This window comes from Streptacidiphilus jiangxiensis (assembly GCF_900109465.1).
GTDB lineage: Bacteria > Actinomycetota > Actinomycetes > Streptomycetales > Streptomycetaceae > Streptacidiphilus > Streptacidiphilus jiangxiensis.
In genome coordinates, this window is sequence record NZ_FOAZ01000006.1 from 226258 (window position 1) to 238544 (window position 12287).

The window sequence follows — 12287 nt, forward strand, 5'->3', positions numbered from 1 at the left end:
CGGTGTCAGGCCGGGCGGGCGGGTGAGCTCGGCTCCCGGTCCGCGGCGGGGGCCGCGGTGCCGGTGAGGCGCTCGTGGTCGGGCCGGCCGACGGGGCGCGCCTCGTCGGCGAGGAGGTGCGGGATGCCGTCGACGACGGCGTACGCGCGGCGCAGGCGCGGGTTGTAGAGGCTCTCGGTCTGCGGGTCGTAGAGCAGCGGGCCCTTGTCGACGGGGCAGGCGAGCAGCGCCAGCAGTTCCGGGGCGAGCGGCATGGGGTCCTCCGCGGACGGCGCCGTGTCGGGGGTCCCCGGGAGGCCGGTGCCGGAGACCAGCGGGGTGCGGGCATGGACGATGAGGTCGGCGGCGAGCTCGGGGACGTGCTGGAGCAGGCGGTCCAGCGGGCGGAGCACTCGCGGGGTGTCGTGGTAGGCGGCGCCACGTACGGCGACGATGTCCAACCCGTGCCCGCGCAGCAGCCCGAGCAGCGCGGCCCGGGTGAACACCCGTAGATGGCCCACGACTTCGCGCCCCGGGCGCCCGTAGATGCGTTTAAGGCTGACCTCGGTGAAGACCGGCTGCACGCCCGCCAGCAGCAGCCCGCGGTTGAACCAGGCCGCCAGGTTCGGAGTGGAGAGCAGCAGCGAACCGCCGGGGCGCAGGACGCGGGTGAGTTCGTCGAGAGCCGCGTCGGTGTCGACGAGGTGCTCGATGACCTCGCTGAACACCACGACGTCGACGGCCTCGTCCGCAACCGGCAGGCCGCCGTGGTCGAGGGTGGCCCGGACGAGCGTCAGACCGCGCGCCCGGGCGCGTTCCAGGGCCATTCGGGACCAGTCGACGCCGACGACGGTGTGCCCGTGGGCGCGCTGGGCCAGCAGCGCGGTGGCGGCTCCGTCGCCGCAGCCCACGTCGAGGATGCGCAGGCGTCGGCGGGAGACGGCTGCTCGATCCAGCAGTGGTTCCAGCAGCGCGAGCTGGCGCCGGGCCCGGTGCAGGCTGGAGGCCACCACCACGGTGGGGTCCTCGTAGAGGCTGCGCAGTGAGGAGTCGGGAGAGGGGGCGGGCGCGGTCACGGCTGTCCTTCCGCGAGTTCGGAGATCACGGCGGCGAGCAGGTCGGTGAAGGCACCGGCCGCGGCCGCGTCGAGGGCCTCGAAACGGTGGCGGACCATCAGGTGGATGCGTCCGCCGGCACCCAGCGCGGTCACGGACACCCCACGTGGCATGGGGGCGGGTGCGGCCGCCCACAGCTCGGTGATCTCACCCGCACCCACCAGCCGTTCGGGCAGCGCTGCGATCGGCCCGAGGTTGCTGAGCATGGTGGTGTCGGCGAACGCCCGCGCCGCGAACCGCACGCAGGGCGCGAGCAGTCGGCGCACGCCTCGTGGCAGCCACGCCGCTCCGAGGACGACGGCGGCGGGCCCGCCCTGGGCGCCCGCCGGGGCGGCCTTGGCCTCGGCGGTGCGCGCGGCGACGGACCACAGCCGGGAACGCGGCTCCAGAGCGCCGACGGCGACGTCGATCGAGGTGAGTCGGGAGTGGTTTCCCTCCCCGTCGTGACGCGCCTGCGCCACACGGGTGTTGACCGGCATGGTGATCCGCAGCGGCGCGGTCGGCCGCCCGTGGCCGGCGTTCCAGCGGGTGACGGCGAGGCCGAGTGCGGTCAGCAGCAGGTCGTTCAGGGTGACTCCGGCCGCGCGGGCCGCCTTGGCCAGCTCGGCGCTACGAGCGGCGTCGAAGACGAGGGGCACCAACCCGTAGCCGCTGCGCCGCCGCGGCGCGGGCCGCCGGGCGACGCGGACGGGTCGCGGCGGCAGGATCGCTCCACGCCGTGCCGCGCCCGCGTCTGCTGGAGCCCCGGCCGTGGCGGACCCCGGGGCGGGCGCAGCGGCGACCCCTGCGGCGAGCGGGGTGATGGGCGGGGTGACCGGCGGGGTGACCGGCGGGGTGACCGGCGAGGCCGTGTGCTCGGCCGGGGCCCCGTCCGCTGTGTCCGGCGCCGCGCCCACCTCCGCGCCCACCACTGCGCCCACCTCCGCGCCCACCTCCGCGTCCGCGTTGTACGCGGCGCAGATCGCGAGCAGGACGCCGACGAAGCCCATGCCGTCGAAGCCGGCGTGGTGGGCGACAAGCAGCAGCCGGTCGCCGCCGGCCAGGCCGGCGAGCAGGCGCAGCCGGAGCAGCGGGGCGTCGCGCAGGTCGAGTGCCGTGTCGAGGATGGCGCGGCGTTCGGTGTCCAGGTCGAGGTCGGAGCCGACGCGCAGCGTCAGCGGCTCGGTCTCGGGCCAGGGGGCCACCTGCCAGCGGCTGCGGAGCCGCCACGGCGGTGCGGGTCGGCGGTGGGAGCGGGTGGCCGGGTGGGTGGTGAACGCGGCGCGCACCGCGGCGCGGAGGCGGTCCGGGTCCAACCGCCCGGCGACGGCCACTTCGAGGTAGATGAGGTTCGGCTCGCCGCGCCGTTCCATCAGGTCGGCGGTCTCGTCGACGGCGGTGAATCGGGTGGCCTCGGCGGTCATGCCGTCCTCCGCAGGACCAGTTCGGCGCGGCGGCGCGGCAGCGGCGCGGCCGCGAGGCGGGTGAGCAGCGTCAGGTCGGTGCGGTGGCGCAGGAGCCGGACGACGGGGCGGCGGGCTCCGGTGAGCGAGAGGCAGACCAGGCCGCCGACGCGGGTGATCCGGGCCAGTTCGTCCAGGATGCCGACAGCGTCGGGGGCGCGCGGAAAAGCGGCGTCGCAGTAGGCGAGGTCGGCTGCGGCGTCCTTGACCGGCAGCCAGTAGCCGTCGGCCACCACGCGCTCGCCCCCGCCCGAGGGTGGCTGCGCGCCGACCGCGGCCGCCGGTTCGACGACCAGGCATCGGGCACCGGCCGCACGGAAGGCGTCGGCGCGCCACGTGTCCCGGCCGACGGCCACGACCTGACGGCTGGACAGGTCCAGCAGCCGGGCGAGTCGTCGGACCCGGTAACCGGCGTGCAGGCGCCGGTAGGCGGGCGCGCGGACCCCGTGCCGTGCGGCGGTCGCCAGCAGTCGCACGACCGACGCCGGAACCGGAGCCGGAACCAGCACCGCCGCCGGAGCCGGAACCGGTACCGCCGCCGGAGCGGGCTCCGAGGCCGACGCCGGAGCAGACGCCGGGCCCCGGGCCGGCTCCTCCGCGTCCGGGGCGACACTCATGCGCCCTCCGTGACGGCGGGCTGCTCGCCCCCCGTCGGGCTGGGCTCCTGCGCGTCCGGCCCGGTCGAGGTGGCGCGCCGACGCAGTCCGATACCGGCGAACAGGGCCAACAGCACGCCAACGCCCGTGAGGAGCCAGGGCACGTCCCCGCCGAGGAGCCTCAGTCCGGTCGCCTGGCCGCTCGCCTGGTTGACGAGCTGCTGCTCGGTGTCCTGGTTCGTGCGCAGGGTGACGTCGAGGGCGGTGGCGGTGCGGGTCGGCTGCCCGGGCATGCGCAGGGTGATGATCTCGTGGCTGGTCTGCGAGACGGGCGTGCCGGTCTCCTGGTCGACCAGGGTGAGCGTCTGCGGGTTCTGGTACCACTCCTCGGCCTGGACCGTCGGCGCCTTCGACGCCACACCGAGCACCCCGGGCGGCACCGAGACGGTGCCGATCCGCGTCGGCGGGACCGTCTGGACATAGGCGTTGAAGGTGTGGCCGTCGAGCTCGCGCGTGCCCACGAGCTGGGCGGGGAAGGCCTGTCCCGCCTCCGGGTCCCACAGCTGGTACTCGGAGGCGTCCGCGTTGAAGGGGAACTTGAGGTAGGCGTCGGCTCCTCGCCCGGTGTCCGCGCCGCAGCAGGCGACGTACAGGTTGGTGACGCGGTCGAAGGTCCAGCGGTCGACGGTGTAGCTGAGGGCCTGGCGCGCGTCGGTCAGGTTCTGGGTGGTGGGGGTGTCGACGCGGGTGGTGATGGTCCACACCGCCAGGTGTTCGCGCTTGCCGAGGACCGGGTCGCCCTGGATGTGCTGGGTCGCGGTGACCAGGCCGATGCCGGGCGCGCCGGTGGTGGGGTCGAGGTAGTGGCCCTGCCCGGTCGAGACGGTGGTGGAGTCGGGATCCCAGGGTGCGACACGGACGGCGGGCAGCACGGCGAAGTGCAGCACCGGACCGGCGGCGGCGAGCAGGGCGCCGGTGGCGAGCAGGACGGCGGCGCGGACTCGGTGGCTCAACGGGACCCCCAAAGGGCTGCCGGGCGGCTGCCTCGGCTCGGGACGCGGCGGGGCGGTTCGTGAGATGTCTCCGGACCGTAGAGCCTGAACTGACGGATCGTCAATAATTGTGGAGCGGTCGATGATTCCGTCGGCGTTTCCTGTTCGGGAAGACGAATTACCCGCTGGTAGGAAGTTATTGACGCTTTGTCACCAAGACCCTATGGTTTGGCCCGCCCTTCTCCCTCCCTCGTTGAAAGGCACCCTCCGATGGACAGCCCTGGCGTCCTTCGGCCGCCGTCCCGGGAGAGCGCCCCCCGGGCCCTGACGGCCACCCGTGCGCACGTCGCCTTCCTCTCCCTGCGCGACCTGGCCAGCCCTGCCGCCGGCGGGTCGGAGCTCCTGATCGACAAGCTCGCCGCCGGCCTGGCCCGGCGCGGCCACCCCACCACCCTGGTCTGCGGTGGGCCCGTCTCCGCCGAACGCCCCTACCGGGTGCGGCGCAACGGCGGCCCCTACAGCCAGTTCCTCACCGCGCCCCGCGCCGTGCGCCGCCTGGAACGGGTGGACCTGCTCGTCGAGGTCTGCAACGGCCTGCCCTACCTGGCCCCCGCCTGGTCGCCGCGCACCCCCTCGCTCTGCCTGGTCAACCACGTCCACCGCGAGCTGTGGCCGCTGCGCTACCCCTGGCCCATCGCCGCGCTCGGCCGCTACGCGGAGACCGTGCTGCTGCCGCGCGTCCACCGCGGCAACCTGTTCGTCGCCGTCTCGGAGTCCACCGCGCAGGCGCTCACCGACATCGGCGTCTCGCGGGACCGCATCCGCGTCGTCACCAACGGCGTCGAGGACGTGACCGAACCGGCCGCGCTGCTGCCCAAGGCCCCCGAGCCGCTCTTCCTCGCGCTCGGCCGCCTCGCCGAGTACAAGCGCATCGACCTGCTGCTGCGCCTGTGGGACCGGGTCCGCCCGGTCACCGGCGGCACGCTCGTCGTCGCCGGGGACGGACCCGAGCGCGAACGCCTGGAGGCCATGGCCGGGCCCCGGGTGCTCTTCACCGGCCGGATCGACGAGCAGACCAAGCACGAACTGCTGTGCCGCGCCTGGCTGCTGCTGCACCCCTCCCAGGTCGAGGGCTGGGGCCTGGTGGTCACCGAGGCCGCGGTGCGCCGCACACCGACCGTCGGCTTCCGCATCCCCGGGCTCACCGACTCCGTCGCCGACGGCACCACCGGGCTGCTCGCCCCCACGGAGGGCGCCTTCGCCTCAGCCTGGGCCGGACTCGCCCTCGACCCCGCCCGTCGCCGTGCCATGGGCGCCGCGGCCCGCAGCTGCGCGCTCGGCCTGCGCTGGCACACCACCGTCGACCGCTTCGCCGCCGTGGTCGACGAGGCCCTGCACAGGGCCGGGCGCGTCGCCCGCCCCGGCCGCGAGGGGCGCTGACGCCCGCGCGGCCGGCGGTCGCAGCGCGAGCACCAGCAGCGAGACCACCAGCGCGCCGAGTCGCAGGCCCAGCCGCAACGGGTCCGCGGGCAGCGGTTCGTGGAAGATGAGGCCGCCCGCGACCAGCACCAGCGCGTTGCCGGTGATGACCTGCGCCGGCACCAGCGAGGCCGCCCGCGAACGCTGCAGCCCGATCTGCATCACCCCCAGCATCAGCACCGAGAACAGCCCGAGCAGCCACGCGTAGGGCAGCTCCGCCAGCGAGACGAGCGTGCGGCGCCCGTCCCTGGCGGCCACCGCCAGCGCCTTGGCCAGCAGCCCGCCCGCGCCGTTCAGCAGCCCGACGGCCACCCCGTACGCGGTACCGGAACGCGGTCCGCGGGGCAGCATCACCGCGCCCGCGCCCAGGCCCGCGCAGGCGCAGACCGTCAGCACGGCGGCCGGGTGCTCGCCGCGCCCCACCGGGTCCAGGTGCGGGTCGTAGCTGAGCACGAGCAGGACGGTGCTGAGCCCGAGCAGGGCGAGCATCGCCAGGTCGGCGCGGGCCGGCGTCTCCCGGTAGACCAGCGCGGACGTCGCGACCAGCACGGCCGGCCCCACGGCCAGCAGCGGCTGCGCGACGGTGATCGGCAGCAGCCCCTGCGACACGACCTGGAGCACCAACCCGGCCAGCACCAACGCGAACCCGGCCAGCCAGGCCGGTCTGCCGAACAGCGACCGGAACAGCGCGACCGGCGCGGCGAGGCGCAACGTCGGCAGCCGGCCCAACGCCTGCTTCTCGACCAGCAGGCCGACGTTGTAACAGACGGCGGCGAGCACCGCCGCGGCGATCCCGAGGATCACTCGGGCACCTCCGGCGCACCCGCCTGCGAAGCGGTTCCTGACGCACCCTCCCCGGAGGTCCGCGGCTGCGTCGCCGCGTCCGGGGAGCCGGGCTGGTGCGGCACGTGGGAGAGCAGGCCGGGGACCGGTTCCGCGAGGGTGGCCGGGCCGGTGGTCGGCAGGGGCACCGTCGGGGCCTCGGTGCTGCCCGCGGACGACGGGGCGGCTGTCGACGGGGTGGCCGTCGGCGGGAGGGGGGTGGCCGGAGCGCCGCCGGGTGTCGGGCGCGCGCCCCACGGGGCGAGAGCCGCGGCGAGGGCCGTCAGTGCGCAGGCCTGCGCGGCCGGGCCGAAGGCGCCCTGGCCCGGGGTGAGGCCCTGCTCGACGGAGACCGCGGCGATGACGCCCGCCGCCGTCATCGCGGCGACGGCCACGACCGGACCGACGACGCGGGCGAGGTCGGGACGCCACCACCACAGCACGACCAGGACCAGGGCCGCACCCGCCATGGGGCCGCCGACCAGGGCCAGGACCGCCACCGCGACCAGCGGGCCGACCGGCCAGGCCAGGCCCGTTCGCGGGCCCACCGCGTCGAGGTCTCCGCCGACCGCGGGCGCGCCCGCCCGTTCCCGTCGGGCCGCCGCGACCAGCACCACCACAACGAGGAGCAGCAGCAGGGCACCCAGGTCCAGCGCGACCCGGTACCAGGTCTGCGGGGTGTAGTGGAGCGTGACGACGCCGGCGGCGCCCGCCGGGATCAGGTAACCCTGCTGCCAGCCGTCGAGGGTGACGGCCTGCAGGGTCTGGCCGTTCAGCGTCGCGGTCCAGCCGGGCGCGGCGTTCTCGTGGACCTCCAGGTACGCGGCGGGGCCCGTGCCGACAGTCACCGAGCGGTCCTCCTGGCCCCAGCTCCAGGCGCTGACCGCCCGGGCGGCCGAACCCGGCGGCGTCGCGGTGCCGTCCAGCGCCGCGCGCTCGGACGCGCCGACGAGGGTGGCGTCGGTCAGGGCGAGCGCCTGGCCGGCCCCGTCACCGGGGGCGTCGAGGCGGTGGGTGCCCGCGCCGAGCGCGAGGCGGGCGCCGCCGGGCGTGCAGAGGGTGACGACGACGGGCTGCTGCGAGAGCAGCGAGCCCAGCGTGCCGGAGGCGGACGTGGGGTAGGCGTGGCCGTCGATGGACAGGTCCGGGCCCTGGCCGCACGGCACGTCGAACGGGGTCGTCGGGTCTGCGGCCTTCTGCTGGAGGTCACTCAGGGCCGGGAAGGAGGCCTTGGCCAGCCCGAGCGGCAGCGGCACCTCGGTGCCGGTGATCGGCTCGTAGGTGCTGATCCGCTGGACCGTCGGGAAGGTGACGGTGACCTGGTCGGTGCGGAGCGGCGCGAAGGTGACCTTGCCGTCCGCGCCGACGGCCGCGGTGCGGCTGCCGTCGGGGCTGGTCAGCTGGACCGTCAGCGGTGCGGCGGCGAGGCCGCCCATGGTCTGCAGGTCGAGCTCGCTCAGGGTGCGGGCGCCCTTCCAGGAGTAGCTGAGCTGCGGGGTGGTGCCGGGGGCGGCGATCCAGCCGTCGAAGGAGGCGGCCTGGACCAGGTTGGTGGCCTGGTACTGCGGCAGGTCGGCGATGGCGGGACTGGCGACGACGCTGAGGCCGCTGCGCGGGGTGAGGCCCCGGATCAGACCGTCCAGCGCCGGGCCCGGCACCGGCATGGCGCTGAGCGTCGTGTCGAAGGTGTCGGGCGCGTCGAGGGTGAACTGGCGGGCGAGGCCGGTCTCGGCGCTCTGGGGGCCGAGCAGGCCGGTGGCGGCGACGGTGCGGTGGAAGGAGAGCGCGACGCCGCCCGCGCCGTTGGTCGGGGCGTCGTGCGCGGTGGCCAGGTAGCGGGTCACCTGCACGCCCGGGATGGACACCTCGCTGATCCCGGCGCCGAGGCCGCCGGGGACGGCGCCGGTCGCGGCGGCGATGGTGAGGGTGAGGCTGTGCGTCGGACCGGCCGGAACGGCCAGGTCCTGGGCGGTGCCACCGGCGCCGAGCGCGTCGGTCGTGGTGCCGCGGTCGGTGCGCACGGTGAGCCGACTGATGAGCGGGCGCAGTCCGCTGTCGTCCAGCAGTTGCAGGGAGATCGTGGCGGGCAGGTCGACGCTGCCGTCGAAGTCGATGCGCAGCCACTGGCCGACGGGGCTGTTCGGGTCCCCCTCGGTCCAGGCGGTGGCGGGGTCGCCGTCGAAGGCGTTGACGGGGTCGTACTGGGGTGACTGGAGCAGCCAGGAGCCGTAGCTGGAGGCGCTCACCGAGGCGGCACCGACCAGCACGGCGGTGGTCTGATGGCCGGCCATGTCGAAGGGCGGCTGCAGTTGGCGTGGCGCCTTGCCGCCGGAGCCGTCGCCACGGTCGGACGGGTTGGTGCCGTCCGCGGTGTAGGTGTAGGAGACGTTGTCACGGATCAGGCCGAAGGAGGTGTCGGTGCGGCGCAGGCCGTCGGCCACCACCAGCGGGCTGCCCGCGGGCGCGGAGCCGCCCGTCCTGGCGCCCTGACCGGACAGCAGCACCGCGCGGCCGTCTGCGAGGCCGCCGCCGGAGCCGTCCGAGGCGCCGCTGAGTTGGAGCAGGTTCTCCGGGCCGCCGCTCAGGCGCAGCGTTCCGGTGGCGGGCAGCACGCCGAACGGCGTCCCGGGCTGGAGCTTGGAGGAGTCCGCCTCGAAGATCTCCACGGCCCGGTAGCCGTAGTCGAGGGCGGCTACCTGCAGCGGGGTGTCGCCGCGCACGGGGGTCGGCGGGATCACCGGCCCGAAGGAGGCGGCGAGTTGGAATCCGGACTGGAGCAGCGTCTCGCGGTAGGCGGTGGGGTCGGTGTAGTCGAACTGGTTCGGGTCGAGGTCGTGGCGCAGCACGACGTAGCGGATCCCGGCGCGGGCCAGGTAGGCGGCCAGCGAGGGCTGGTCGGTGCCGGTGGCGAAGGCCTGTTCCGCGGCGTCGAGGTAACGCTGCACGCCCGCACCGCCGTTGGGGACGAGGGTGCGTTCCGCCCACGAGGACTGCGCGTAGGGCTGGAAGGCGTCGTCGGTGGTGCTGCCCCAGCTGTAGTCGCCGTGCGAGGTGGCCGGCTCCAGCAGGCTGCGGCCGCCGCCCCCGTTCTCGGCGAGGAAGTCGGCGGTCTGCTTCCAGTAGTCGGGCACGGCCGTGAACGAGCCGTTCTGCAACGTGCGGGCCGTCAGGTACGGCACGGCGCAACCGAGCAGCGCGGCGGTGAGCACGAACGCGGTCGCCGGCACCAGGATCCGCCGCGGCGCGGTGAAGGCCCGGCCCAGCAGGTGGGCCAGGCCAAGAACGAGCGGCAGGGCCAGCAGCGGCTGGAACTTGTAGACGCTGTGGAACGCCTCGCCGGGCCCGTTCAGGAGCGACTGCAGCGCGTTGTGCAGGGGGCCGCCGAGCGTGCCGCCGTAGACGGCCAGCACGGCGACGGCGCCGAAGCCGAGCGTCCAGCGCAGCCAGCGCGCCTCGGGCAGGTCACGGCGGGCGAGGCCGCCGAGCCCGAGCCCGGCGAGGGCGGCGCTGCCCGCGACGGCCCAGCCCGTGGTGGCCAGCACCCAGCCGGCGCTGAGCGCGGGCGTGCCGAAGTCGAGGTAGTCGAGCCAGTTGCCGGTGCCCCGCAGCGCCTCGGTGGCGGCCATGGTGGAGGTGGTGGTGTGCGGGGTCTCGATGTAGGGCAGGAAGTCGAAGCCGTAGCGGCCGAGCAGCAGCAGCGGCAGCCACCACCAGGCGGTCACCAGCAGCACCGCGAGCAGCCACCGGACGAGCAACCTCCGCGTCCGGGCGGTCCACTGACGGGTCAGCAGGTAGAGCAGCGGCGCGGGCAGGACGGCCAGCACGGAGACGGCGTTGACGCCGCCCATGCACAGCACCACCAGTGCGGAGCGTCCGGCGCAGCGGAGCGGCGAGACGCCGCCGCGGGTGCCGTCGACGAGCGGCACGACCACCCACGGTAGCAGCGCCATCGGCAGCACCGCGGCCGAGGTGGAGCCGAGCAGCGCGGTCAGCGTCGGCCACAGGGCGTAGCCGAGGCCGGCGCTCAGCCGCGACGCGGTCGTGCCGACGCCGAGGCGTTCGGCCAGCCGCACCGCGCCCCAGAACGCGGCGGCGACGATCAGCGACATCCACAGCCGCTCGGCGATCCACGGCGGCACGCCGACGAACTCGACGACCCAGTAGAACGGGCCCATCGGGAAGGCGTAGCCGACGGCCTGGTCCTGCAGACCGCCGAAACCGCCCTGGGAGCTCCAGAGGTCGGCGAGTTGGCCGAGGAACCGGCCCGGGGTGAGCACGACGTCGATCTTGGTGTCGAAGACGATCCGACCGGGGGCCTCGAGCAGCAGACCCAGCAGGGCCAGCGCCCACACGCCGAGCAGCCAACGGGTACCCGCTCGCCCCTCGGCGCGCGACCCGACGAACCCGGTGCGCAGGCGCGGCCAACTCGGTCCGCCGCGGCCGGGGTCGGCCCCCTCGCTCCGTTGCGACCCGGAGGCCACCGGGGCCTGGCTGCTCGCTTCAGCGGTACTCACCGCGCGTCCTCCTCGCCGATCTTCGATCTTCGTGTCGCTCTTGCAGTTCTGACGGAGCGTCAATAGCCTCGAACGGCTTGCCGCCCGACCGGCCGAGCCACGGCCTGGTCGGCTCTGTGCACTGTGGGGTGATGCTGTGTTCGCTCGATCGACAGTCACGACGCTCGGCGCGCTGCTCGCTGTGCTGCTCGCCGCCGCCGGGTTCACCGCGGCGGCCGCCACCGGCCAGGTGAAGCCGAACGCCCCGACGCCGGAGCAGCACCACGTGCCGCTCGCGGTCTACGGGCAGGCGTCGTAGAAGCGGGGCGACGGCAGGGCCCGTGGCGGCCCTGCCGCCGCCTCGCGCACGGCCGCGGCGATCGCGTCGGGCCGGTCCACGGGCATGAGGTGCAGGGCGCCTTCCACCTCGACGCGCCTGCCCAACGGGCTCATCGCGGCCTGCGCGCCGTACACCTCCGGCGCGGCCCCGACGCCGCAGAGCACCCGCAGCGGCACCTGTGGGAACCGCGTGGTCGCGCGCAGCTCCGCCAGCTCGGCGAGGAAGTCCCGCACCAGGACCCGCTCCACCATCGCCTCGGTCAGGCAGTGCCCGGCGCCGTAGGCGGAGCGGTAGGCGTCGCCGACATCGGACTGGTCGCCCCGGCGCGCGGACTGGGTGCGCATCCCGAGCCGTCGGACGCCCGGAGCCACCACCTGACTGAGCCCCGCGCAGCGGAAGGCGTGGCCGGCCAGCCGTGCGGCCCGCACCCGCGCCTGCCGGTGGCCGAGCACCGCGCCGGTGACGTTCGGCGCGTGCGCCTCCACGAGCACCACACCCGCGACGCGCCCCGGATAGAGGCGGGCGAAGGCCTCGGCGTAGAGCCCGCCGAGGGAGTGGCCGCAGACGACGACGGGCACGCGGACGCCGACGGCGTCCAGCAGCGCAGCGGTCCAGGCCGCGCGCAGCGCGAGACTGGGCACGCCCGGCGCCGGTTGGCTGCGGCCGAGGCCGGGCCGGTCGGCACGCAGCACCCGCAGGGGACGGGGCCCCTCGGCCGGCTCGTCGGCACGCCCGCCGGCAGGCTCTGCGGCGGGCGACCGGTCCGGTGGGGGCAGCAACTCGGCCGCCACCGGGTCCCAGCCGAGCCAGGAGCCACCGAGACCGGATTCCAGCAGGGCCACCGGACCGTCGGCGCCCGCTCCGCCCTCGTCGACGAGGTGCACGGCCCGTCCCCAGACCATGAGGAACCGCCCCGGAGGGCGGCGCGGCGGGAGCAGCGGCAGTGGCAGCACGGGTTCCTCCCTGGACCGTCCCGGACCGTCGCGCGGGTCTGGGCTCCGACGGGCCATGGCAGCGTCGCAGGGAACC

The 12287-nt window shown here is 75.4% G+C and carries 8 protein-coding genes; 2 read left to right on the forward strand and 6 right to left on the reverse strand.

Annotated features, from left to right (window positions below; genetic code table 11):
* Positions 1-5: 5 nt before the first annotated feature.
* Genes BMY61_RS48775 through pgfA form a run of 4 tightly spaced genes read right to left on the reverse strand, consistent with a single transcriptional unit; the run spans position 6 to position 4145 of the window.
* A complete protein-coding gene (locus tag BMY61_RS48775; protein ID WP_063773298.1) occupies positions 6-1055 on the reverse strand; it encodes a methyltransferase domain-containing protein in 1050 nt (349 codons plus the stop codon).
* Positions 1052-2497, reverse strand: coding sequence for a condensation domain-containing protein (locus BMY61_RS14225; RefSeq protein ID WP_042451058.1), 1446 nt, complete (start codon positions 2495-2497; stop codon positions 1052-1054). Before BMY61_RS14225 ends, BMY61_RS48775 begins: the two co-directional genes overlap by 4 nt.
* Positions 2494-3153 (reverse strand): methyltransferase domain-containing protein, encoded by a 660-nt coding sequence (locus BMY61_RS46130; RefSeq protein ID WP_052438923.1) that lies wholly within the window; start codon positions 3151-3153, stop codon positions 2494-2496. Before BMY61_RS46130 ends, BMY61_RS14225 begins: the two co-directional genes overlap by 4 nt.
* Positions 3150-4145, reverse strand: coding sequence for a cell envelope lipid trafficking protein PgfA (gene pgfA / locus BMY61_RS14235; RefSeq protein WP_052438924.1), 996 nt, complete (start codon positions 4143-4145; stop codon positions 3150-3152). Before pgfA ends, BMY61_RS46130 begins: the two co-directional genes overlap by 4 nt.
* 249 nt (positions 4146-4394) lie before the next feature.
* On the opposite strand from pgfA, the gene BMY61_RS14240 reads away from it, so the two are divergent.
* Positions 4395-5564 (forward strand): glycosyltransferase family 4 protein, encoded by a 1170-nt coding sequence (locus tag BMY61_RS14240; RefSeq protein ID WP_042451059.1) that lies wholly within the window; start codon positions 4395-4397, stop codon positions 5562-5564.
* Positions 5565-6403: 839 nt separating this feature from the next.
* Here the strand turns inward: BMY61_RS14240 and BMY61_RS14250 are convergent.
* Entirely contained in the window at positions 6404-10939 is a 4536-nt protein-coding gene (locus BMY61_RS14250) for an alpha-(1->3)-arabinofuranosyltransferase domain-containing protein (protein ID WP_161791285.1), read from the reverse strand.
* A gap of 136 nt (positions 10940-11075) precedes the next feature.
* Here BMY61_RS14250 and BMY61_RS46135 point away from each other — a divergent pair, with 136 nt between their 5' ends.
* A complete protein-coding gene (locus BMY61_RS46135; protein WP_161791286.1) occupies positions 11076-11237 on the forward strand; it encodes a hypothetical protein in 162 nt (53 codons plus the stop codon).
* Here BMY61_RS46135 and BMY61_RS14255 read toward each other — a convergent pair.
* Positions 11219-12211 (reverse strand): alpha/beta fold hydrolase, encoded by a 993-nt coding sequence (locus BMY61_RS14255; protein ID WP_052438926.1) that lies wholly within the window; start codon positions 12209-12211, stop codon positions 11219-11221. The two genes, BMY61_RS46135 and BMY61_RS14255, sit on opposite strands and share 19 nt — an antisense overlap.
* Positions 12212-12287 lie beyond the last annotated feature (76 nt).

Excerpts from the sequence above, each read along its gene's own strand:
- BMY61_RS14225 (WP_042451058.1), bottom strand. The coding sequence starts at position 2,497 with ATGACCGCCGAGGCCACCCGATTCACCGCCGTCGACGAGACCGCCGAC.
- BMY61_RS46130 (WP_052438923.1), bottom strand. The coding sequence starts at position 3,153 with ATGAGTGTCGCCCCGGACGCGGAGGAGCCGGCCCGGGGCCCGGCGTCT.
- BMY61_RS14240 (WP_042451059.1), top strand. The coding sequence starts at position 4,395 with ATGGACAGCCCTGGCGTCCTTCGGCCGCCGTCCCGGGAGAGCGCCCCC.